The following is a 23742-nucleotide window of genomic DNA, read 5'->3' as shown; positions in this document are numbered from 1 at the left end:
CCCCTTCTTTTTAATGGAGATAGAAAGATGATGAATGAATTATTTGGAGAATTTTTGGGAACTTTAATCCTGATTCTTCTAGGAAATGGTGTTGTTGCAGGTGTGGTTCTTCCTAAAACCAAGAGCAACAGCTCAGGTTGGATTGTGATTACTATGGGTTGGGGGATTGCAGTTGCGGTTGCAGTCTTTGTATCTGGCAAGCTCAGTCCAGCTCATTTAAACCCAGCTGTGACAATTGGTGTAGCTTTAAAAGGTGACTTGCCTTGGGCTTCTGTTTTGCCTTATATCTTAGCCCAGTTCGCAGGGGCTATGCTGGGTCAGATTTTGGTTTGGTTGCAATTCAAACCTCACTATGAGGCAGAAGAAAATGCAGGAAATATCCTGGCAACCTTCAGTACTGGACCAGCCATCAAAGATACTGTATCAAACTTGATTAGCGAAATCCTTGGCACCTTTGTATTGGTATTGACAATCTTTGCTTTGGGACTTTATGACCTTCAAGCAGGAATCGGAACCTTTGCAGTGGGGACCTTGATTGTCGGTATCGGTCTATCACTAGGTGGGACAACAGGTTATGCCTTGAACCCTGCGCGTGACCTTGGACCTCGTATCATGCACAGTATCCTTCCAATTTCAAACAAGGGAGACGGAGACTGGTCTTATGCCTGGATTCCTGTTGTGGGACCTGTTATCGGTGCAGCCTTGGCCGTGCTTGTATTCTCGCTTTTCTAATCTAGAAAACAATTATGTTGATAGAGCTTGAGATAAGTATCTCAGGCTTTTTTATGTGAAAAATCTCACTTTTGTTTTCTGCTATTTTATGCTAAAATATTAAAAATCAAATGTTAATTCTAAAGTTGGCAACTAAGATAGGAGAGCTATATGTCTAATTCATTTATCAAATTGTTAGTCTCTCAATTGTTTGCAAATTTAGCAGATATTTTCTTTAGAGTAACAATCATTGCTAACATATACATTATTTCAAAATCAGTAATTGCCACATCACTAGTTCCCATTTTAATAGGGATATCCTCTTTTGTTGCGAGTCTTTTAGTTCCTTTAGTTACTAAAAGGATAGCGCTAAATAGGGTTTTATCTTTATCCCAATTTGGAAAGACTATATTATTGGCGATACTGGTAGGAATGTTTACCGTAATGCAATCCGTAGCGCCTCTGGTAACCTATCTATTTGTTGTGGCAATTTCCATATTAGATGGTTTTGCAGCACCTGTTTCCTATGCTATTGTGCCGCGCTATGCGACTGATTTGGGCAAGGCTAACTCAGCCTTATCAATGACTGGTGAAGCTGTTCAATTGGTAGGGTGGGGGTTGGGTGGACTCTTGTTTGCAACAATTGGTCTGTTACCTACCACGTTTATCATTTTAATATTGTATATCATTTCTAGCTTTCTGATGTTATTTCTGCCTAACGCTGAAGTGGAGGTGTTAGAGTCAGAAACTAATCTTGAAGTTTTGCTCAAAGGTTGGAAGTTAGTTGCTAGAGATCCTAGATTAAGACTTTTTGTATCAGCAAATTTATTTGAAATTTTCTCAAATACAATTTGGGTTTCGTCTATCATACTTGTCTTTGTAACTGAGTTATTAAATAAAACGGAAAGTTACTGGGGATATTCTAATACAGCATACTCTATTGGTATTATAATTAGTGGCTTAATTGCTTTTAGGCTATCTGAAAAGTTCCTCGCTGCTAAATGGGAAAGTATTCTTTTTCTCTTATAGCCATGGCAATAGTGACACTGACTATTCTATTTTTTCCAAATGCACAGATGTTTTTAGTATTTTCAGCTTTAGTTGGTATGTTATCGCAGCTAAAAGAAGTTCCTGAAAGTGTATTTCTTCAGGAAACAGTAGAGGAAAATAACTTGGTTAATGTCTATTCCGTTCTGGAAGTGATTTCGACACTAGCATTTTCAGTATTTGTTTTGCTAATGAGCTATATTACTGAGAATTTTGGTATTAGCATCAGTTTTTGGCTATCAGCCATTTGTCTGATGATAGAAGCTATTTTAATTTATATCAGACGAGATTATTTTAGGTGAGAGACTAGTTAAAAAGTCTTGAAAAATTAGAAAAGCGCATAGTATCGGGTGTTGAAAAAACTTGATATTGTGTGTTTTATTATAGGAAGATTTACTTCATTTTCTACTGAAATTGAGTTTTTGCTCAGCCTCACTCTATTTAAAATATACATAGAAAAACCACATAATCCTTAAAATAAGCTGAAATCTAGTGAAAATGTACGGTAAACAATTGAAAAACTAGCCTATAAAGTGGTACAATGGTAGAAAAATACTATAGTAAGAGTCTATCTTATTTAGCAAAAATTACAGAAATGAATGGTTTTTCTTGATGAAACAGAGAAAAGAATTGTACCTCTTTCTTGGTCGGACAGCCTTATATTTTCTTATCTTTCTAGGGCTGCTTTACTTCTTTAGCTATCTTGGTCAGGGTCAAGGAAGCTTTATCTATAATGAATTTTAACTTGAAGGAGAATTCCTATTGTGTCAAATAAACCAATAGCAGATATGATTGAAACCATTGAGCATTTTGCTCAGACCCAACCTAGCTATCCTGTTTATAATGTTTTGGGTCAGGAACACACTTATGGAGATTTGAAGGCTGATTCGGATAGTTTGGCTGCAGCCATTGACCAACTAGGCTTGCCTAAGAAGTCTCCTGTGGTCGTTTTTGGTGGCCAAGAGTATGAAATGTTGGCAACTTTTGTTGCTCTGACTAAGTCAGGCCATGCCTACATTCCCATTGATAGCCATTCGGCTTTGGAGAGAGTTTCAGCTATTTTAGAAGTAGCGGAGCCAAGTTTGATTATTGCCATCTCAGACTTTCCATTAGAGCAGGTTTCTACGCCAATGATGACTCTAGCTCAGGTTCAAGAAGCCTTTGCTCAAGGGACTAGCTATGAGATCACGCATCCAGTCAAGGGCGATGATAACTACTACATTATCTTTACTTCTGGTACGACTGGTAAGCCTAAAGGAGTGCAGATTTCCCATGATAACCTCCTCAGCTTTACTAATTGGATGATTACGGACAAGGAATTTGCGACGCCAAGTCGTCCGCAAATGCTGGCTCAGCCACCTTATTCTTTTGATTTGTCTGTCATGTACTGGGTACCGACCTTGGCACTGGGTGGTACACTTTTTGCCCTCCCTTCAGCTATTACTCAGGACTTTAAGCAACTCTTTGCGACCATCTTTTCATTGCCGATTGCTATCTGGACATCAACCCCTTCTTTTGCAGATATGGCCATGTTGTCTGAAGACTTCAACAGTGAGAAAATGCCTGGTATCACGCATTTCTACTTTGATGGTGAAGAATTGACGGTTAAAACGGCTCAAAAACTACGTGAGCGTTTCCCGAATGCCCATATTATCAATGCCTACGGTCCAACAGAAGCGACAGTAGCCTTGTCAGCTGTTGCTGTGACAGACGAGATGTTGGCGACTCTCAAACGCCTACCAATCGGCTATACCAAGGCTGATTCTCCAACCTTTATCATTGACGAGGAAGGCAATAAATTGCCAAATGGCGAACAGGGAGAAATCATTGTTTCTGGACCAGCCGTTTCAAAAGGTTATATGAACAATCCTGAAAAAACGGCAGAAGCCTTCTTTGAGTTTGAAGGTCTGCCAGCCTATCACACAGGCGATGTGGGAACCATGACAGATGAGGGCTTACTTCTCTACGGCGGACGCATGGACTTCCAGATTAAGTTCAACGGTTACCGCATTGAGCTAGAAGATGTCTCTCAAAACCTCAATAAGTCTCGCTTTATCGAGTCTGCTGTAGCTGTGCCACGTTATAATAAAGACCACAAGGTGCAAAATCTATTGGCTTATGTCATCTTGAAGGACGGTGTTCGTGAGCAGTTTGAGCGAGATATTGATATTACCAAGGCTATCAAGGAAGATTTAACAGATATCATGATGTCCTACATGATGCCATCTAAATTCCTTTATCGAGACAGTTTGCCACTGACTCCAAATGGAAAGATTGACATCAAAGGATTGATTAACGAGGTGAATAAGAGATGATGGAGTTCTTTCAACAGCTTCCTCATTTAGAGCCATACGGCAATCCTCAGTATTTTGTCTATGTGATTGCTGCGACCTTGCCCATCTTTATCGGCCTCTTTTTCAAGAAACGCTTTGCCTGGTATGAAGTGCTGGTTAGCCTCTTCTTTATCGTCACCATGTTGGTGGGTGGGAAGACCAATCAATTGGCTGCCTTGAGTATTTACCTTTGCTGGGAAATATTGCTCGTACTCTTCTACAAGCATTATCGAAAAAGTAAGGATAGCAAGTGGGTCTTCTACCTAGTTAGTTTTCTGTCCCTCCTTCCGATTATCTTTGTCAAGGTGCAGCCAGCTATCAATGGAACGCAGTCTTTGCTTGGATTTTTGGGAATTTCTTACCTGACCTTTCGTTCCGTTGGGATTATCATCGAGCTGAGAGATGGAGTGATTAAGGATTTTACCCTCTGGGAATTCCTCCGTTTCCTTCTCTTCATGCCGACTTTTTCAAGTGGTCCAATCGATCGCTTTAAGCGTTTTAATGAAAATTATCAGACCATTCCTGAGAGGGATGAGTTGATGGATATGCTGGATGCATCCGTTCGCTATATCATGTGGGGATTTTTGTACAAGTTTATCCTAGCTCATATTTTAGGAGAGACCTTACTCCCTCCTCTGAAGAATCTAGCCCTGCAGTCAGGTGGCTTCTTTAACCACTATGCCTTGGCAGTCATGTATATCTTTGGCCTAGAGCTTTTCTTTGACTTTGCAGGCTATTCTATGTTTGCCTTAGCCATTTCAAATTTGATGGGAATTCGTAGCCCTATCAACTTTAATAAGCCCTTTTTATCAAGGGATTTAAAGGAATTTTGGAATCGTTGGCATATGAGTCTGTCCTTCTGGTTCCGTGACTTTGTCTTTATGCGAATGGTCATGGTGTTGACTAGAAAGAAGGTCTTTAAAAACCGTAATGTAACCTCAAGTGTGGCCTACATTGTAAATATGCTGATTATGGGATTTTGGCATGGCGTGACTTGGTACTATATCGCCTATGGACTCTTTCATGGATTAGGATTGGTCATTAATGATGCTTGGATTCGTAAGAAAAAAACGCTCAATAAGGAACGGAAAAAAGCAGGGAAGCCTGCTCTACCTGAGAATCGCTGGATTCAGTTGCTTGGCATGGTTGTCACTTTCCATGTCGTCATGCTGTCATTCTTAATCTTTTCTGGATTTTTGAATGATTTATGGTTTAAAAAATAAAGGAAATAAAATATGGATATCAAATCAGAAGTTATCGAAATTATTGATGAGTTGTTTATGGAAGATGTTTCTGACATGATGGATGAAGATCTTTTTGATGCAGGTGTTTTAGATAGTATGGGAACGGTTGAATTGATTGTGGAGATTGAAAACCGTTTTGACATTCGTGTCCCTGTAACAGAGTTTGGTCGCGACGACTGGAATACAGCCAATAAAATCATAGCTGGTATTGTGGAGCTACAAAATGCTTAAACGCTTATGGATGATCTTCGGACCGGTCTTGATAGCTGGTTTGTTGGTTTTTCTGCTTATCTTTTTCTATCCTGCTGAGATGAGCCATGATCTGGGGGCTGAAAAGCGTTCGGCGGTGGCTACTACTATCGATAGTTTTAAGGAGCGAAGTCAAAAGGTCAGAGCACTATCTGATCCAAATATGCGTTTTGTTCCCTTCTTTGGCTCCAGTGAATGGCTTCGTTTTGACGGTGCCCATCCTGCGGTATTGGCTGAGAAATACAATCGCTCCTACCGTCCTTATCTTTTAGGACAGAGGGGAGCTGCCTCGCTCAATCAGTATTTTGGGATGCAACAGATGTTGCCACAACTGGAGAATAAACAAGTTGTATATGTTATCTCGCCCCAGTGGTTTAGTAAAAATGGCTATGAGCCAGCAGCCTTTCAGCAGTATTTTAATGGAGACCAGTTGACCAGTTTTCTGGAACATCAATCTGGAGATCAGGCTAGTCAATATGCAGCGACTCGCTTACTGCAGCAGTTCCCAAACGTAGCTATGAAGGACTTGGTTCAGAAGTTGGCAAGTAAAGAAGAATTGTCGTCTGCAGACAATGAAATGATTGAATTATTGGCTCGGTTTAATGAACGTCAAGCTTCCTTTTTTGGTCAGTTTTCAGTTAGAGGTTATGTCAATTATGATAAGCATGTAGTTAAGTATTTAAAGACCTTGCCAGACCAGTTTTCTTATCAAGCCATAGAAGATGTTGTTAAAGCAGATGCAGAAAAGAATACTTCCAATAATGATCTGGGAATGGAAAATTATTTCTATAATACGCAGATTAAGAAGGATTTGAAGAAATTAAAGGATTCTCAGAAAAGCTTTACCTATCTCAAGTCGCCAGAATATAATGACTTGCAGTTAGTGTTGACACAGTTTTCTAAATCCAAGGTAAACCCGATTTTTATCATTCCACCTGTTAATAAAAAATGGATGGACTATGCTGGTTTACGAGAAGATATGTACCAACAAACGGTGCAGAAGATTCGCTACCAGTTAGAAAGTCAAGGGTTTACCAATATAGCAGATTTTTCTAATGACGGTGGGGAAGCTTTCTTTATGAAGGATACCATTCACCTTGGTTGGTTAGGTTGGTTGGCATTTGATAAGGCCGTTGATCCCTTCCTATCCAATCCCACCCCAGCTCCGACTTACCATCTGAATGAGCGCTTTTTCAGTCAAGACTGGGCGACTTATGATGGAGATGTCAAGGAATTTCAATAGACGAATTATAAAATAATAAACGATTTAACTCTAAAAGTTAGACAATTAGTCTGATTTTTAGGGTTTTTCTTTTTACTAATAAAAATGTGTAGTTATAGATATTGGCGGTTAAAAAGAATGACCTTCATCTGGCTAGAGAACTCATATAGTGGTATAATTTAAGAAACATAATGAAAATAGCTTTAGTGTGGATGCATTACAATATAGAGGGGAAAAGATGGATATAGATAGAACTATTTCAGTACAGATTCAAGGTTTGTTGGTGTTTGAAAGTCCTCTTCATCATGATGAGCGTGGCTATTTTTTAGAGAATTGGCGAAAGAAAGATTTGCTTGCAAATGGAGTGCCAGAATCATTCTTTCACCATAAACTTCAAAATAATGTGTCTGTCTCAAAGCAGGGAGTTATTAGAGGGATGCATTGTCAGGGCTATGAAAAATTGATGACAGTAGCCTATGGGACTTTCAAAATGATTTTTATCGATTTGCGGATAGATTCTCCAACTTACAAATCTGTAGATGTGATAGATGTCAAACCTGGTAGGGCTGTTTTTGTCCCTGGCGGAGTTGCTAATGGTGCACAGTCGTTAGTTAACAATGGGATATTGAATTACCTGGTTGCTGACTATTATGATCCACATAAAAACTATTTAGGTATTACACCATTAGACAAAGACGCTCATTTGTCGTGGGATTCTCTTTCAAAACCAATCATTTCTGAAAAAGACCAAGCTGCTAAATCTTTCAAAGAAGTTCTTGAAATAATTGAATCAAGCAAGAAGAAAGTGGCCTTAATTGGCTCAACGGGTGCAGTTGGGAAAGTTTTATTTGATACATTAAGGAAGCAATCTGATATTGATTTAAGTTGTTTCAATAGAAATAATATTGAAGAAGCTTTGAAAGATTTTTATGATGTGGTTATTTGTACTGCTCCGTCATCAGAAAAATTATTAACCAATTTAAGTTTGAAAAACGATGATGCGGAAATAGAGAAATTAGTAAATGTCCTAAAAAAGATTCAGACAGCTCATATGATTTTAGTATCTACGAAGTCTGTATTTGATAGTGATTCCAGATATAGCGCTATTCATCAAAAGATATATAATGGCGTGATTGAGGCTCATCAAAATAAGAACACTATTTATATTATGGACACCTTATATGGAAAGACACTGAAAAAGGGCTTTATCAATGATTTACTTTCTAGACAATGGACTTATATTTCACATGATATTATTTTGGACAAGCCTGAGTTAGAAAAATATTATCAAAAAGTAAATGATCAGCTGTGGTCTCTAGTAGAGCCTCTGCCTGATGAACTGTTGAGGGATTTAGAGCCAATTTCTGATATTTATCCTGATGAAATGTGCTATCAAGTGACGGCAATAAATGATTTAGTCAGTCATCTGATGGCGAATTTAAATAGAATTGACGGAGTGAAGCTGGGTATTGATAAGTCTGAAATTTTGACAGGTAGACAAATAAAGAATTTATTAAAAAATCCTGACAATTCTACTTTAGGACGATACTTTAAAAAGCAAGAAGGAGATTTTAATCTTGAAAATTTATGAAAATAATAGAGGTTTTCAACTAGGAAATTTGCTCTATCTTCTACTACAAGCGCATAGAGATCGGATGATGGGCTATGAGGAAAGTTATGTCTTACGAACAGGATATTTTCAGTTTGCCCAAACCTTTTTTCCAAAAACCGCTGTCTTATTTTCAAAAGCAAATGGTATCGAATTAGAAGATTTTGGTTATTTTCAAGAGGCAGGTGTTGACTATTCTTCAGAAGAATTGGACTCTTTTTGTAGAGAGTATTTGATTGAACCAGTAGTAGCTGCTTCCGCTCAATTTGAAGAGAAAAATGTGACAATTGCTATCAGAAGAACGGATTTTCTAAATGAACGAAATAGAAAAAATTACGGTTATAACTCACAGTTGTATATCTGTTATTGTTTAGACAAGATAGCAGACATTGAAGGGGCTGATTTTCAACATTTAACTATCCGAATTACTTCAGATGATGTTTCCTGGTGTCGTGAAGAATTGGTACCCTTTCTACATTCTCAGTACCATTTTGAAAATCCGATTATAGTTGAGGAGCAGGATATTCAAGATAACTTTTTACAACTGTATAGCTGTAACAAGTATTTCATTTGTCCCAATTCAACTTATTGTTACTGGGTAGGCTATATTTTAAGACTGACAAAGCCTTTTGTAAAAGTGTTTGTTCCTGATTTTAATACTTTACTTGAACAAAATGGGAAACAAATTGCGGATACAAGAGACTGGGAAGTTGTAAGTGTTGACCGTACTGGCTTTGAGTAAAATGTGTTAAAGGTAAAATAGATGAAATATAAAAATATCGTTGTGACTGGTGGAGCTGGTTTCATTGGTTCAAATTTTGTTCGATACCTAAAAGAGACTTATAAGGATATTCAAATTACGATTTTGGATAATCTGACTTACGCCTCTTCGATGAAAACAATCGAAGATTTATTGGATGATAGGGTATCGTTTTATAAACTGGATATCGCAAATGAGTTGGAATTAAGCAACCATATCGATGAAGGAGTTGATTTGATTGTTCATTTTGCTGCGGAATCTTTTAATGATAAGTCTTTGCATGATACATCTGTTTTTGTGAAAAGTAATATCGTCGGGACGCACAATCTTTTAGAGTTAGCTAGGAAGTATGATATCCGCTTCCACCATATTTCGACAGATGAGGTTTATGGGGACTTTCCATTAGAAAGTAAGGATAAATTTACTGAAAAAACGCAGTACAATCCAAGTTCTCCCTATGCTGCTACAAAAGCCTCTGCGGATTTATTGGTAAAAGCTTGGGTTCGTTCTTTTGGAGTCAGGGCGACAATTTCCAATTGTTCAAACAATTATGGACCCTATCAAAATCCTGAGAAATTTATTCCAAGACAAATCACCAATCTTTTAACTGGACAGCAGGCAGTCCTATATGGAGCAGGACTGAATATTCGTGACTGGATTCATGTCAAAGATCATTGTCGAGCTATTGACACCATTATTGATAAGGGCGTTATTGGTGAGACCTACTTGATTGGTGTAAATAATGAGCGAACGAATGTTGAAGTTTTACAGAAAATCTTGTTGCAGTTAGGAAAATCTCAGGAAGATTTCAAGTATATAGCAGATAGACCAGGACACGACCTTCGTTATGGAATTGATGCTAGTAAGTTATATACTGAATTAGGTTTTACACCTCTCTACGTGGATTTTGATAAAGGCTTAAAAGAAGTTATCCATTGGTATCAAGAACATGAAGATTGGTGGCAAGAGATGATTGCACAAAAGCAAGATGCTAAGTAAGAGTTTGTAAGAATGTTATGAGGAGTTAAATTTGGAGAATATAATTTTTTGTTCGTCTCCCTTCCAGGTTTTAGTCGCTAAAGAAGTTGTACAGACTGTCTCAGAAGACTTTATCGGGATTTATCTAAAGATGTCAAATGATTCGAGACAGGATTTTTATGCTGAACGGATGGAGGAATTTTGTAAGGAAGTCCTTGTTTTAGAAGGAAAGACAGTCTTCAATGATATTCAGGAAGCCTTAAAAGACAGGGCCATCAGTAATCTCTATCTAGCAAGCTTAGACAATCCTGTAGCTCTTAGCATCTTTAATCCCAGTACAATGAATTTGTGTACTTTTGATGATGGTAGTACTTCCATTGTACCTCTCAATCTCTATACACAAAATCTTGAGAGGGGCATTCCTTATACAAACTTTACCTTGAGAGAGGTTATGTCTTTATCAAATAGACATTATACGGTATTTGAGGACTGTATCCTCTTCCCAAAAGAGAAGCAGGTTTTTCTAAAGCTTCATCTTGAACCAAGTCATTTTCATAGGGCTAAAAATGGTAAGAAAATAAGCATTTTTCTGGGGCAATTTTTAGGCTCTCTCCTTTATCAGGAAGATTTGGAACTTACTCAAAAATTGACTGCTAAAGTTTTAGATGAACAGAAGATTGATTACTACTATCCCCATCCAAGAGTGCCTTTAAATCCCTATCAAGATAAATTGAAAGAAACTAGATTTTGCTTTGAAGAAGAAATTTATCTTTTGCTAGAGGAGTATGAGTTCGTTGAGGTACATGGTTTTTACTCAACTTCGCTTTTGTTGGTCAAAGATATAGAGGGTGTATCAGTTCATGGGTATCGGACTTTTTTAACAACTCATGAATCAAATGTTTTTGCAAAACTAGGTGTGCCCTATCAAAATGTATCTCAATCGGACACACCTGTTGATATTGTCATGCCTGTCTATAATGGAGCTGAAACCATTAGTCAAACGATTGATTCTGTTTTAAATCAAACCCATCAAGCCTTTCGACTGTTAATTGTAGATGATGGTTCGACAGATAATACAGAGGAAGTATGTAAGCCATATCTAGTAGACGAGCGAATACAGTATATTAGGGAAGATCATAAAGGGATTTCAGAAACCTTGAATCGTGGAGTCAGCCTGTCTCAAACGACTTATGTAGCTAGACAAGACGCGGATGATGTATGGATGCCTTGGCATCTCGATTTTCTCTTGCAGGAGTTAGAGAAAAATCCTCAATTAGATCTTATAGGAGCTAGAGTCGTCGCAGAAGAAGATGCTATAACAGATAAAATTAAACGGAATCAATCTCATCATTTATCAGGAGAAAAATTGTGGTTAGAGCTTGCTTATCAAAATGTCTTTAACCATTCAACCGTCATTTTTAAACGCTCTGCCTATGATGAAGCAGGAGGCTATGATGCTAAGTGTGATGGGTTTGAAGATTGGCATTTGTGGTCTCGTATGGTTACCAAGGATAATGCTTTGGTTTTAAATGTCACAACGACCTACTATCGTTTATCAGAACGTCATAAACGAGGGATGGCTTTCCGTGCAAGACTAGCAAGAAGTCGTGGATTAAGATTGGAAGATGTATTGGACTAAACTATGGTGAAAGTATTTACAATAAAAGAAGGCGTTCCTATAGGCACTTATGGCTTTGAAAGAAGCCAATTGGCACGTCAAGAAATTTTTAAAAGTCTGCAAGTAGAGCAAGAAATTGTTTTAACAAATCTGGATAATTTTGTACCGAATTTTGTAGAAACATTGGAAAAACTTGGTTTTGAAAACTTCTATCATGTTATTTTTGATCAATCAGATTTGGCTAGACAAAAGCCGAGTGTAGAGAAAGCATTTGTTCAGGGACTAGCTAATGTCAGTGAAGTCGAGTACACAAAAGATGGATATGTAGGACTCGTTCATTATCAAAATGGAGATGTAGAATGTTATACCTCTCAATTACTGTATCGTTTTCAATATCAAGAACATCTCTTTACTCTCTATGATAGTAAAGGGGAGTTGCTAAAAGGTGATGTGAGTGAAAATTACCATTCTTACCAAAACCTAAGAAGTGGGGAAACCTACACTCAATGGCAGTTAGTTAGTCTCTATCTAGCGAACAATTCTACAGTGGAAGATAGCTTCATAATTGATATGGTCAATGAATATCCTCTTCAATTGAGGAAGTTTTTCCAAAATACCGGAAGAAAGCTATTTGCTTATACTCACTACAATATCCTAGATCCCATGATGAAGTTTGTCTTACAAGGGTGGTGCCAAAATATTGTTGCAAGTCCAGTTTTGGAGCATCTGATAGGGAAAGAAAAGGTTCGCTTTTTACCTCCAATGTTTGTGGATGGAGTTTTGGAAAAAGAATATGCAAGAGTCACCGATTGGTGTATCGTTGGCAATATGACGATGATCAAACGGTGTGCCTGGGCGATTGAGGCTTTTCGACAAGTGCCAGATAGTCAGTTGACGATTTATGGCAATTTGCCAGATGGCTATAGCAAGAAAGACTTGCCGTCAAATGTCCATTATGCAGGTTTTCTAGAAGAGGTCCCTTATGAAAAGCACCAAGGCTATCTCTCTTGTTCTATGAGTGAATGCTTTGCTAATGCGGCTGTAGAAGCATCTGCCAGGGGGTTGATCTGTCTTTTGTCTGATACAGATTTAGCTCATAGATACTATAAGAGTCAGTCCAAAGGTGTCACAACATTTGGTGACATTGGGGAGTTACTCTTGTGGCTCATTGCTTATCAAAAAGAAGGTCGTTACTCGTCAGCAACATTCTCTAAGGCCTATCAAAAAAAGGAAATTCTGGATATGTATAAGTATGTATTATCCTTAGAAATATGATATAATTGAAAGCGTAAAACTTTCTTAGTTTTATAGTTCTTAGCGCACATTTTATAGATTCAAAATATAAAAAACAATGAAATTTTAGGAAGGCGATGTTTTATGTTTCATACTGATAGACAGGAGAAATTTTCTCTTCGTAAGTATAAAGATGGTCGAACAGATTCCAAGTTAATCGGTGCAACGATTTTGGCAACAGGTGTGGCTTTAGCTGTTGGTGCAAGCCCAGTAGCTGCTAATGTTACTTCTAATGGTACAGATACTGCTACAATGGTGACCGATACATCGAAAGTAGCTTCAACATCAGCCACAACTTTTACAGATGATAAAGATGCATCTAAAACAGTAAAAGTAGATGCGGTATTAGAAAAAGGAACTGCTGAACCGACAAAAGCCAACAGCAATACAGGCGATGCTGATGGTACTGATACTCTAAATGTTAAATCAGAAGCAACTGTCAATTACAAATTGGATTCTGATAAATCGTTACTAAAATCAGAAACAGTAGAAGCGGGAACAGGTACTGTAAAAACTCCTTATGATAAAAAAGGTCTTGCTTACGATACAGATGGTAAAGACTACCGTGAATCAACTGTGACTCAACCAGGAACTGTTGTGTCTAAAGATACTGGAAAAAAAGATACGGTAGAAGCTAACGGTAAAGTCTATGAGTATGCTGGAAAATCTGAAGTAGAAGGTTCTGATAAGCTTACTTATGATAAAACTCGTTTCAATGATATTGAAGCAGCAGTATCTCCCGAAGGAATGCACAACAAACTAGGTGAGATTGACTATACCAAAACAAAAGGCAAAGTCTACTTAGTTGAAGAAACAGCTGATGGACAATACGGTAAGTACGTTGTAGCAGATGGTGGTGTATCTAGTGATGAAGATGCAGTAACAAAATGGAATGACGGACAGGCTGACGCTAAAGAGTTTATAAAAGAAAATGTAACGCTCCAAGAAGGTGATACAGTTCTTGTTCTTGATAAAGATACCTATGCAGTGGGTCAAGGGAAGGCTGTAAAGAAAATAACAAAAGGAACAATTACTTTCTCAGTAGAAGGAAAAATAGAAGTAACAAAGAAAGACAGAGGCTATTTCTCAACTTATATTGTAGACGACTATACTTTTGATGGACCTAAAGTCAACCATTATTATACACCTGGCGCAGATGGAATTTATGGGACTGCTGATGATGTAGAAAAAACACCTAGCGAAGATCCTACTTACGCATTATTAGGTTTTGGAACTGGTTATTCTGGGTCTGAAGTACAAAATTTAGCAACAGGTGATGAATATAGTTATGATTATAGACTAAATAAATCTCAATCATCATTAAAAGATATTTTAAAAAATTATACGGTTGCTAATTATAAAGCTTTAGAGTTCTTAGAAGGAAAAGCGACAGATGCAACTGAAAGAGAGAAAGTTCAGGCGGCTAAAGCGCGTTTAGATGCACATCTAAAAACTTTAGAAGATGATATCCAATCTGGGAAAGTGGAACTAGGATTGATAAAAACTGGGAGACGTGCTGGGGAATTTGTTTTGCATGCTCCTATAGACCTTAATACAGGGTATATTTCATCTGCTTCTGAAGATAAATTCAAAAAAATGTTAGCAGGTTTTCCGGAAATTATTGGAGAAGTATCGGTTACTGCAGCTAAAACAGACACTACAGAACTTCAAGATGGTAAATATAGTGAAATCCACACGACTACAGTATATAAATATACTCCAGATGATTATTCTCCACACGCTTACATTGATGTTATAACAACTAAAAAAATTAAAGAGTACACTGTTTATACTGGTAAGCCAGATGACTATATTCCATTAGTGGAAACTGAACCTGATAAAGAAACGACTGTAACTACGTTAGTTAATAAAGGAAAAGTTGAAATTGTTGCAGACGGTACAGTAACAGTTACAGGAGATGCAAAAGTAACAGATGAAAAGTATATTCCTACAGAAACTGTTGCTGAAAATAAATACATCATTAGTGGTGATAATGGTACAAGAACTCGTACAGAAACAACTGAATCAGCGACATTCACTAAAAAAGAAATTATCACACCAATCCGCGCTTACAAGGTAATGGGTGAAGAAAAACCAGTAGTAACTCATTACTACAACTTAAAAATCACAAAAGAAGAAGCGGGAACTGCAACGGCTACTAAACAAGGTAGCGTCGTTATCAAGTACGTCACAACTGATGGAAAACAATTAAAAACAGAAACTGATAAAGATAATGTTACATTAGAAACAAAAACTATCGTAAGCTTATATTCAGGTGAAACAAAAGTTGATGAGCGTACAGACATCGCAACTGTAGAACAAAACTACGACACGACACCAAAACAATATCCAACCTTAGTGGATGCTGATACTGGATTTACATACGAGTATGTAGGTCTAAAACAAGGTTCTCCAGCTGCTAGCGGTAAAGTCGTAGAAGGAACTACAGAAGTTGTTTACGAATACCGTCTAGTAAGTGAAGAAGAGAAAACTCCGTCTAAATCAGAAGTTACAAAAACAGGTTCTGTTGATGTGAAACACGTTGTGATCAACGAAGATGGAACGTTAAAAACCTTAAAAGAAACAGAAGTTGTGAAAAATAATGTTCCTTTAGAGTATGAAGATACTTATGTAACTTACTCAAAAGGTGTAAAAGTATCTGAACGTAAAGAAAAACGTACAGTTACAGAAAAATACGACACTACTGATAAACAATACCCAACTCTAAAAGACGAAGCAACAGGTTTAGTTTATAAATATGTAGGGCAAACATCTGATTCAGCCCCAGCGACAGGGGATGTAACAGAAGGTGAGCAACACGTTATCTACAACTATACTCTAGATAAACAAGAGGAAATAACACCAACAGTAACTGAAACGAAGGGTTCAGTAGTTGTTAAGTATGTAGATGCTGATGGTAATGAAATCAAAGACGCAGAAAATGTAGTGACAGATGCAGTTGTCAAAACAACGAAAACATACGCTACTAAGTCAGGAGAGGTTGTACTATCGACTCGTGATGAAGTAACAGAACATGATGTAAACTACAATGTCGCTGAGAAGAAAGTTGATACAATCACTAAAGATGGTAAAAAATATGTCTTCCGTGGAGTGTATGAAGTTTCTGATAAGTACAACAACGTATTAGAAGAAACAGGTAAGGTGAAAGAAGGACTCACAACAGTTGTATACCAATACGACTACGTTATTCCAGTGGATCCAACTAAACCTAACGACAATACTCCACAACCACATGATAGTACATCAACGCCTCCGAAACCAGAAAACGGAACACCAGATGATCCAAACAAACCAAATGATAATACTCCTACTCCTCCGAAACCAGAGGATAAAATCCCTAACGATCCAAAAGGTCGTACATACAAAGATTTAGGTGTACTAAAAGAAGTTAAACGTAATATTACTTATGTTTATGAAAATGGACCAAAAGCAGGACATGAAGCAAGTGCACCTGTTAACCAAAATGCACGCTTCACAAGAACTGCCGAAATCAACAGTAGAACTGGTGAGGTAGTATATACAAGCGAGTGGACTCCAGAACAAAAACTTGCAGAAGTAGTGTCACCAAAAATCGATAAATATGCAGTTGATAAAGAAAAAGTAGCTGAATTAGCAGTAACGCACGAATCTGAAGACAGTAGCGAAATTGTTAAATACCGTGAAAATCCTGAAATTATCGAACATGATGCAGCAAAAGACAAAAAAGGTTCTGTAGTTGTTAAGTATGTAGACGCTCAAGGAAATGAAATCAGTGAAGCGGTAACTGTTAAAGATAATGCAGTAGTAGAAAAAGCTACGACAAAAGTCTATGCAAATCGTGAAGAAACTACTTATACACCAACAAATGAAGAATACAGCACTGTAGAGAGTCGTAAAGACGTTATCGAAGCTAATGGTAAGAAATATAAATACAGTGGTATTTACGCAGTTTCTGATAAATACAATAATGTATTAGAAGAAACAGGTAAGGTGAAAGAAGGAACTACGACAGTTGTATACCAATATGACTACATTATTCCAGTAGATCCAACTAAACCTAACGATGGTAATCAAAATCCTCCAAAACCAGAGGATAAGATTCCTAATGATCCAAAAGGTCGCACCTACAAAGATTTAGGCTTACTAACAGAAGTGAAACGTGATATCACTTATGTTTATGAAAATGGACCAAAAGCAGGACAAGAAGCAAGTGCACCAGTTAACCAAAGTGCTCGTTTCACAAGAACTGCCGAAATCAACAGTAGAACTGGTGAAGTGACGTATACAACTGATTGGACTCCAGAACAAAAAATTGTTGAAGTAGTGTCACCAGAAATCAAAGATTACACTGTGGATAAAGCTAAGGTAGATGAATTAACTGTAACACATGAATCAAAAGATTCAGCGGTTGTTGTTAAATACTCTCAAAATAAACCAAACAGTGTACGTGATTACGCAAAAGACAAAAAAGGAACAGTTGTTGTTAAATTCGTAGATATTAATGAAAACTTCCTTGCGGATGATGTAGTAGCTAAGAACAACGTCATTGTAGCTGAAGCGACAACTACAACTACTGGTGATAAAGAAGAAACAACTTACAAAGCTACAGGAGAAGAGTACGTTGTAACAGCTCCTGAGACTATTGAAGTAGATGGAGTGACATTCCGATTGAAACGTGTTCTTCCAGCAGGTGATAAGTTTAAAAATACTGTGGAAGAAAAAGGATTGGTTAAAGAAGGTGTTACTACTATTGTTTACCAATATGTAATGCAAATTGATGCTCCAAAAGTTGAAGTGCCAGAATTTGAAGGTGGAGTAGTTCCGTTAGATCCGCCAACTGTGGAGATTCCAGAGCTGAAGATTCCTGAAGAACCAAAACCACAGCCAGAGCCAAGTCCAACTCCAACTCCGGAGCCAAATCCAGCTCCTGCACCTACACCACAACCAGCTCCAACACCTCAACGAAACGAGACTCCAGAACCACCTGTACCTGTGGCGGAAGATTCGGGAACACCGGCAGTTCCGAACAAACCAGTACCTTCAAATTACAATCCTGATGGAAACACTTATCCAGCTCCATCAACTGAGGTAGCTCAATTGCCAAATACTGGTACGGAATCGAACGCAGCCTTGGCAGCATTCGGATTTGTTGGAATTTTGAGTGGTCTAAGTATCGTTCTTCGTAAGAAGGATAATGAGTAAAATTTGTTCAAAATTTTAATGAGTTTCTAGTTATAGATTGCTAGACCTCTTGAGTGAGGTAAAGTATGTATTTGGAGAAGACTTTGCTCTTCTCCATTTTATATATAATTTGAATAAAAAAGTGTTGTGTCTTCTAAAATAGATTCAGATGATGGGCAACTTATGATGGAGATGTCAAGGAATTTCAATAGATAATAGTATGGAAGAGTTCAAGAATGAAACTGGTTTTCACGTTTTTTCTTGACTCTTTTTTTGGTTGTGATATAATTAACCAGTAAATAATTTCAAAGAATAGTATTTTCTCTTAAAAAAGAGAAGTCTAAAAGGAAAGGAGTCAAATATGAGACAGCTAGCGAAGGATATCGATGCTTTTTTGAATGAGGTGATTTTGCAGGCGGAAAATCAGCATGAAATCCTAATAGGTCATTGTACTAGCGAGGTGGCCCTGACCAATACTCAGGAGCACATTCTCATGCTCTTGTCAGAGGAATCTTTAACAAATTCAGAATTGGCCCGTCGCCTCAATGTCAGTCAGGCAGCAGTTACCAAGGCCATTAAGTCTTTGGTCAAGGAAGGGATGTTGGAAACATCTAAAGATCCTAAGGATGCGCGTGTGATTTTTTATCAGTTGACTGATTTGGCTCGTCCAATCGCTGAGGAGCACCATCATCACCATGAGCATACACTTTTAACCTATGAACAAGTGGCGACTCAGTTTACTCCAAATGAACAAAAAGTGATCCAGCGGTTTTTGACTGCTTTAGTAGGAGAAATCAAATAATGAGATATATTACGGTAGAGGATTTATCCTTCTATTATGATAAGGAGCCCGTTCTTGAACATATCAATTATAGTGTTGATAGTGGGGAATTTGTTACCTTGACGGGGGAGAATGGGGCAGCTAAGACGACACTGATCAAGGCTAGTCTTGGTATCCTCCAACCACGCATTGGAAAGGTGACCATTTCAAAGACAAATACTCAAGGAAAAAAATTGAGAACAGCCTATCTTCCCCAGCAGATTGCCAGTTTTAATGCGGGTTTTCCAAGTACGGTTTACGAATTTGTCAAGTCGGGTCGTTATCCACGAAAAGGCTGGTTCCGTCGCTTGAATGCTCATGATGAGGAGCATATCAAGGCTAGTCTGGATTCAGTTGGCATGTGGGAACACCGAGACAAACGCTTGGGGTCTCTTTCTGGAGGGCAAAAGCAGCGAGCGGTGATTGCGCGTATGTTTGCTTCTGACCCGGATGTGTTTATCCTAGATGAGCCGACAACAGGAATGGATGCAGGAAGTAAAAATGAATTTTACGAACTCATGCACCACAGCGCCCATCATCATGGCAAGGCTGTTTTGATGATTACCCATGACCCTGAAGAAGTTAAGGATTATGCGGATCGCAATATTCATCTAGTCCGTAACCAAGACTCGCCATGGCGTTGTTTCAATGTTCATGAGAATGATCAGGAGGTGGGCCATGCTTAGTTTGTTATCTTATGACTTTATGCAACGTGCCTTTCTGGCCGTTATTGCCATGAGTCTTTTCTCGCCGGTATTGGGGACCTTCCTTATCTTGCGCCGTCAGAGTTTGATGAGTGATACCCTCAGCCACGTCTCGCTTTCGGGTGTAGCCTTTGGTCTGGTTCTGGGGATTTCGCCAACTATTTCCACTATTGCTATTGTCTTGATTGCGGCGGTCTTTCTGGAGTATCTCCGTACGGTTTACAAGAGCTTTATGGAAATCGGGACAGCTATCCTCATGTCAACGGGTCTGGCTGTTTCTCTGATTGTCATGAGCAAGGGTAAAAGCTCGAGTTCTATGAGTTTGGACCAGTATCTTTTTGGTTCAATCGTGACTATCAGCGAAGAGCAGGTTATTTCCCTCTTTGTCATTGCGGCGGTTGTTTTGATTTTGACCTTCCTCTTCCTTCGTCCGATGTACATTTTGACCTTTGATGAGGATACGGCCTTTGTGGATGGCTTGCCAGTTCGTACCATGTCCATTCTTTTTAACATGGTGACGGGGGTGGCCATTGCCCTTATGATTCCAGCTGCGGGAGCTCTTCTGGTATCGACCATTATGGTCTTGCCAGCCAGTATTGCCCTTCGTCTAGGGAAAAACTTTAAATCGGTTATGCTGCTTGCCAGTGCTATTGGATTTTTGGGAATGGTAGCAGGACTTTACATTTCCTACTATGCAGAAACACCTGCAAGTGCAAGTATTACCATTATTTTTGTAACTGTCTTTTTACTAATCAGTTTAGTAAGACGTTTTATCAAATAGGAGACTAACGTGAAAAAAATTAGCTTATTGCTCGCCAGTTTATGCGCCTTGTTTTTAGTGGCTTGTTCCAATCAAAAGCAGGCAGATGGCAAACTAAATATTGTGACAACCTTTTACCCTGTCTATGAATTTACCAAGCAAGTCGCAGGAGATACTGCTAATGTAAAGCTCCTAATCGGTGCTGGTACAGAACCCCACGAATATGAACCGTCTGCCAAGGCAGTTGCCAAAATCCAAGACGCAGATACCTTCGTTTATGAAAATGAAAACATGGAAACATGGGTTCCTAAATTACTAGATACCTTGGATAAGAAAAAGGTCAAAACCATCAAGGCGACAGGCGATATGTTGCTCTTGCCAGGTGGTGAGGAAGAAGAGGGAGACCATGAGCATGGAGAAGAAGGCCATCACCATGAGTACGATCCCCATGTTTGGTTATCACCAGTTCGTGCCATTAAACTAGTAGAGCACATCCGTGACAGCTTATCAGCAGATTATCCGGATAAAAAAGAGACCTTTGAGAAGAATACAGCTGCTTATATCGAAAAATTGCAAGCCTTGGACAAGGCTTATGCAGAAGGTTTGTCTCAAGCCAAACAAAAGAGCTTTGTGACCCAACACGCAGCCTTTAACTACCTTGCCTTGGACTATGGGCTCAAACAAGTCGCAATCTCAGGACTTTCTCCAGATGCAGAGCCATCAGCTGCTCGTTTGGCAGAATTGACAGAGTATGTCAAGAAAAATAAAATTGCCTATATCTACTTTGAAGAAAATGCCTCACAGGCCCTTGCTAACACACTTTCAAAAGAAGCAGGTGTTAAAACAGATGTCCTTAATCCTTTAGAAAGTCTGACAGAAGAGGATACCAAGGCTGGCGAAAACTACATCTCCGTTATGGAGAAAAACCTCAAGGCTCTGAAACAAACAACGGACCAAGAAGGCCCAGCAATTGAGCCTGAAAAGGCAGAGGATACCAAGACAGTTCAAAATGGTTACTTCGAGGATGCAGACGTCAAGGACCGCACCTTGAGTGACTATGCAGGTAACTGGCAATCAGTTTATCCTTTCCTTGAAGATGGTACGTTTGACCAAGTCTTTGACTACAAGGCTAAGTTGACTAGTAAGATGACCCAGGCTGAGTACAAGGCCTACTATACAAAAGGCTATCAGACAGATGTGACTAAGATTAATATCACTGATAATACTATGGAATTTGTTCAAGGTGGACAAAGCAAGAAATTCACCTACAAGTATGTTGGTAAGAAAATCTTGACTTACAAGAAAGGCAATCGTGGCGTGCGCTTCCTCTTTGAAGCGACAGATGCGGATGCTGGACAATTCAAGTATGTTCAGTTTAGTGACCATAATATCGCTCCAGTTAAGGCAGAACATTTCCATATCTTCTTTGGAGGAACAAGCCAAGAAGCCCTCTTTGAAGAAATGGATAACTGGCCAACCTACTACCCAGATAACCTATCTGGCCAAGAAATCGCTCAAGAAATGTTGGCGCATTGATGAGAAACCGACTAGTTCATAGGAGCTAGTCGGTTTTTGGGTACTAGATAGCTAACTGCATTATAGACCTTTCAGATACTTAAGGCGCTTTAAAAAAATAAATAAAACTCTTGAAATATCGGGGGTTATATGCTAGAATGTAGTTAATTGATAAGGTTCATTAGAACACCAAAGCCCCTAACTACTGCCATAGTTAAGGGCTTTTTTGACGTATCTTAGCGATTTAACGGGTGTTGATAGGCTAGTCACTCGGTCTAGTCCTTACTATCTAGCCATCTGCAGACGAAATACAAGATAATTCCTGCTATGACGTCCGCTATAATAGTAAGAGCGAGCTCTATGATAAGGCTCATTAGTTTCACCTCCTCTCACGAACCGTAAGGAACGTAATCGGTAACCGATGACAAAAATAGTATATCACATTAAATTTAGATCATCAACCTCGCTTAATGATTGAAATTTTGGAGGTCAGTACATCCAATGATGTTTTTTGTGAGTCTTTTAAAGGGATTAGACATTGCTTGTTTCGTTTCTTTGTCCACGACTTGAAAAGCTCAGATAGTATGTTGATAATCAACGGGGTTAGAGAGAACTAGCATGGTGCACCTAATTCCTTACCAGTTGGTTTAGCAAGAGATTAGACGACAATGTGACAATTCACCTCTAATTATTGACATTTCAGGAAAAATCGCAGTTAAAACTGCACAGCCTTCTTTAAATGTGCTATAATACAGGAAAAATAATGATGGAGGTCACGATAATGGCAACATTTTTGATGATTTTTGTGGTGGTTTGTGTGCTCCTATTGGTGATAGTCACACTGAGTACAGTTTATGTGGTTCGTCAGCAGTCGGTGGCGATTATTGAACGCTTTGGGAAATACCAAAAGGTTGCCAATAGCGGTATTCATATTCGATTGCCTTTTGGGATTGACTCGATTGCAGCGCGGATTCAGTTGCGTTTGCTGCAAAGCGATATTGTGGTTGAGACTAAGACCAAAGACAATGTGTTCGTTATGATGAATGTAGCGACTCAGTACCGTGTCAATGAACAGAGCGTGACAGATGCCTACTATAAACTCATGCGTCCAGAATCTCAGATTAAATCTTATATCGAAGACGCTCTTCGCTCTTCTGTTCCAAAATTAACCTTGGATGAATTGTTTGAGAAAAAAGATGAGATTGCCCTTGAAGTTCAACATCAAGTAGCGGAAGAAATGACAACTTACGGCTACATTATCGTGAAAACCTTGATTACTAAGGTCGAACCAGATGCAGAAGTCAAGCAATCCATGAATGAAATCAATGCGGCGCAACGTAAGCGGGTTGCAGCGCAAGAATTGGCGGAAGCCGACAAGATTAAAATCGTCACTGCAGCTGAAGCCGAAGCAGAAAAAGACCGCCTTCATGGTGTGGGGATTGCCCAACAACGTAAGGCGATTGTGGATGGATTGGCAGAGTCTATCACAGAACTCAAGGAAGCCAATGTTGGCATGACAGAAGAACAAATCATGTCCATCCTCTTGACTAACCAGTATTTGGATACTTTGAATACCTTTGCTTCTAAAGGAAATCAAACCATCTTTTTACCAAATACGCCAAATGGTGTGGATGATATCCGTACACAAATCTTGTCAGCACTCCGCGCTGAGAAGAAATAATAGACTAAAGAGCCTGG

Annotated in this window: 17 protein-coding genes and 1 pseudogene; all 18 read left to right on the top strand. The window is 38.7% G+C overall.

Going from position 1 to position 23742, the window contains the following annotated elements:
* Nucleotides 1-27 precede the first annotated feature (27 nt).
* The 18 genes and pseudogenes from TZ91_RS09475 (at nucleotide 28) to TZ91_RS09390 (ending at nucleotide 23725) form a co-directional block, all read left to right on the top strand.
* Nucleotides 28-732, top strand: a complete 705-nt coding sequence (locus TZ91_RS09475) for an MIP/aquaporin family protein (protein WP_004255366.1) — start codon at nucleotides 28-30, stop codon at nucleotides 730-732.
* Nucleotides 733-882: 150 nt separating this feature from the next.
* Nucleotides 883-2060, top strand: a pseudogene (locus tag TZ91_RS10295) (ryptide export MFS transporter).
* A 310-nt stretch (nucleotides 2061-2370) separates the two neighbouring features.
* Entirely contained in the window at nucleotides 2371-2502 is a 132-nt protein-coding gene (locus tag TZ91_RS09465) for a teichoic acid D-Ala incorporation-associated protein DltX (protein ID WP_000813667.1), read from the top strand.
* A 20-nt stretch (nucleotides 2503-2522) separates the two neighbouring features.
* Nucleotides 2523-4073: a D-alanine--poly(phosphoribitol) ligase subunit DltA gene (gene dltA / locus TZ91_RS09460; RefSeq protein ID WP_033687579.1), complete on the top strand. Its 1551-nt coding sequence runs from the start codon at nucleotides 2523-2525 to the stop codon at nucleotides 4071-4073.
* Nucleotides 4070-5314, top strand: a complete 1245-nt coding sequence (gene dltB, locus TZ91_RS09455) for a D-alanyl-lipoteichoic acid biosynthesis protein DltB (RefSeq protein WP_045597612.1) — start codon at nucleotides 4070-4072, stop codon at nucleotides 5312-5314. Before dltA ends, dltB begins: the two co-directional genes overlap by 4 nt.
* Nucleotides 5315-5326: 12 nt before the next feature.
* Entirely contained in the window at nucleotides 5327-5566 is a 240-nt protein-coding gene (gene dltC / locus TZ91_RS09450) for a D-alanine--poly(phosphoribitol) ligase subunit DltC (RefSeq protein WP_000351967.1), read from the top strand.
* Nucleotides 5559-6827: a D-alanyl-lipoteichoic acid biosynthesis protein DltD gene (gene dltD, locus TZ91_RS09445; protein WP_033687577.1), complete on the top strand. Its 1269-nt coding sequence runs from the start codon at nucleotides 5559-5561 to the stop codon at nucleotides 6825-6827. The genes dltC and dltD overlap by 8 nt, the downstream gene beginning before the upstream one ends.
* A 217-nt stretch (nucleotides 6828-7044) precedes the next feature.
* On the top strand, nucleotides 7045-8397 hold the full coding sequence (locus TZ91_RS09440; RefSeq protein ID WP_033687576.1) for a dTDP-4-dehydrorhamnose 3,5-epimerase: 1353 nt from the start codon (nucleotides 7045-7047) through the stop codon (nucleotides 8395-8397).
* On the top strand, nucleotides 8384-9157 hold the full coding sequence (locus tag TZ91_RS09435; protein ID WP_033687574.1) for an alpha-1,2-fucosyltransferase: 774 nt from the start codon (nucleotides 8384-8386) through the stop codon (nucleotides 9155-9157). The genes TZ91_RS09440 and TZ91_RS09435 overlap by 14 nt, the downstream gene beginning before the upstream one ends.
* A 21-nt stretch (nucleotides 9158-9178) precedes the next feature.
* Nucleotides 9179-10174 carry a dTDP-glucose 4,6-dehydratase gene (gene rfbB / locus TZ91_RS09430; RefSeq protein ID WP_033687573.1) on the top strand — a complete coding sequence of 332 codons (996 nt, stop codon included), beginning with the start codon at nucleotides 9179-9181 and terminating at the stop codon, nucleotides 10172-10174.
* 31 nt (nucleotides 10175-10205) lie between these two features.
* A complete protein-coding gene (locus TZ91_RS09425; RefSeq protein WP_033687571.1) occupies nucleotides 10206-11792 on the top strand; it encodes a glycosyltransferase family 52 in 1587 nt (528 codons plus the stop codon).
* Nucleotides 11793-11795: 3 nt separating this feature from the next.
* Nucleotides 11796-13046: a glycosyltransferase family 4 protein gene (locus TZ91_RS09420; RefSeq protein ID WP_033687569.1), complete on the top strand. Its 1251-nt coding sequence runs from the start codon at nucleotides 11796-11798 to the stop codon at nucleotides 13044-13046.
* 102 nt (nucleotides 13047-13148) lie between these two features.
* Nucleotides 13149-18266 (top strand): SIALI-17 repeat-containing surface protein, encoded by a 5118-nt coding sequence (locus TZ91_RS10765; protein WP_033687565.1) that lies wholly within the window; start codon nucleotides 13149-13151, stop codon nucleotides 18264-18266.
* 340 nt (nucleotides 18267-18606) lie between these two features.
* Nucleotides 18607-19047, top strand: coding sequence for a zinc-dependent transcriptional regulator AdcR (gene adcR / locus TZ91_RS09410; protein ID WP_001249308.1), 441 nt, complete (start codon nucleotides 18607-18609; stop codon nucleotides 19045-19047).
* Nucleotides 19047-19751, top strand: coding sequence for a metal ABC transporter ATP-binding protein (locus TZ91_RS09405; protein WP_033687563.1), 705 nt, complete (start codon nucleotides 19047-19049; stop codon nucleotides 19749-19751). Before adcR ends, TZ91_RS09405 begins: the two co-directional genes overlap by 1 nt.
* Nucleotides 19744-20550, top strand: coding sequence for a metal ABC transporter permease (locus tag TZ91_RS09400; RefSeq protein ID WP_000950030.1), 807 nt, complete (start codon nucleotides 19744-19746; stop codon nucleotides 20548-20550). The genes TZ91_RS09405 and TZ91_RS09400 overlap by 8 nt, the downstream gene beginning before the upstream one ends.
* A 9-nt stretch (nucleotides 20551-20559) precedes the next feature.
* On the top strand, nucleotides 20560-22065 hold the full coding sequence (gene adcA, locus TZ91_RS09395) for a zinc ABC transporter substrate-binding lipoprotein AdcA (protein WP_033687561.1): 1506 nt from the start codon (nucleotides 20560-20562) through the stop codon (nucleotides 22063-22065).
* A gap of 775 nt (nucleotides 22066-22840) precedes the next feature.
* Nucleotides 22841-23725, top strand: a complete 885-nt coding sequence (locus tag TZ91_RS09390) for an SPFH domain-containing protein (RefSeq protein WP_004235732.1) — start codon at nucleotides 22841-22843, stop codon at nucleotides 23723-23725.
* The last annotated feature ends 17 nt before the right edge of the window (nucleotides 23726-23742 follow it).

This window comes from Streptococcus mitis (assembly GCF_000960025.1).
GTDB lineage: Bacteria > Bacillota > Bacilli > Lactobacillales > Streptococcaceae > Streptococcus > Streptococcus mitis_DH.
Note: the sequence above shows the minus strand (reverse complement) of the source record. Positions and strands in the feature narration are given on the sequence as shown.

Excerpts from the sequence above, each read along its gene's own strand:
- TZ91_RS09475 (WP_004255366.1), top strand. The coding sequence starts at position 28 with ATGATGAATGAATTATTTGGAGAATTTTTGGGAACTTTAATCCTGATT.
- TZ91_RS09465 (WP_000813667.1), top strand. The coding sequence starts at position 2,371 with ATGAAACAGAGAAAAGAATTGTACCTCTTTCTTGGTCGGACAGCCTTA.
- dltB (WP_045597612.1), top strand. The coding sequence starts at position 4,070 with ATGATGGAGTTCTTTCAACAGCTTCCTCATTTAGAGCCATACGGCAAT.
- dltC (WP_000351967.1), top strand. The coding sequence starts at position 5,327 with ATGGATATCAAATCAGAAGTTATCGAAATTATTGATGAGTTGTTTATG.
- dltD (WP_033687577.1), top strand. The coding sequence starts at position 5,559 with ATGCTTAAACGCTTATGGATGATCTTCGGACCGGTCTTGATAGCTGGT.
- TZ91_RS09440 (WP_033687576.1), top strand. The coding sequence starts at position 7,045 with ATGGATATAGATAGAACTATTTCAGTACAGATTCAAGGTTTGTTGGTG.
- rfbB (WP_033687573.1), top strand. The coding sequence starts at position 9,179 with ATGAAATATAAAAATATCGTTGTGACTGGTGGAGCTGGTTTCATTGGT.
- TZ91_RS09420 (WP_033687569.1), top strand. The coding sequence starts at position 11,796 with ATGGTGAAAGTATTTACAATAAAAGAAGGCGTTCCTATAGGCACTTAT.
- TZ91_RS10765 (WP_033687565.1), top strand. The coding sequence starts at position 13,149 with ATGTTTCATACTGATAGACAGGAGAAATTTTCTCTTCGTAAGTATAAA.
- adcR (WP_001249308.1), top strand. The coding sequence starts at position 18,607 with ATGAGACAGCTAGCGAAGGATATCGATGCTTTTTTGAATGAGGTGATT.
- TZ91_RS09405 (WP_033687563.1), top strand. The coding sequence starts at position 19,047 with ATGAGATATATTACGGTAGAGGATTTATCCTTCTATTATGATAAGGAG.
- TZ91_RS09400 (WP_000950030.1), top strand. The coding sequence starts at position 19,744 with ATGCTTAGTTTGTTATCTTATGACTTTATGCAACGTGCCTTTCTGGCC.
- TZ91_RS09390 (WP_004235732.1), top strand. The coding sequence starts at position 22,841 with ATGATTTTTGTGGTGGTTTGTGTGCTCCTATTGGTGATAGTCACACTG.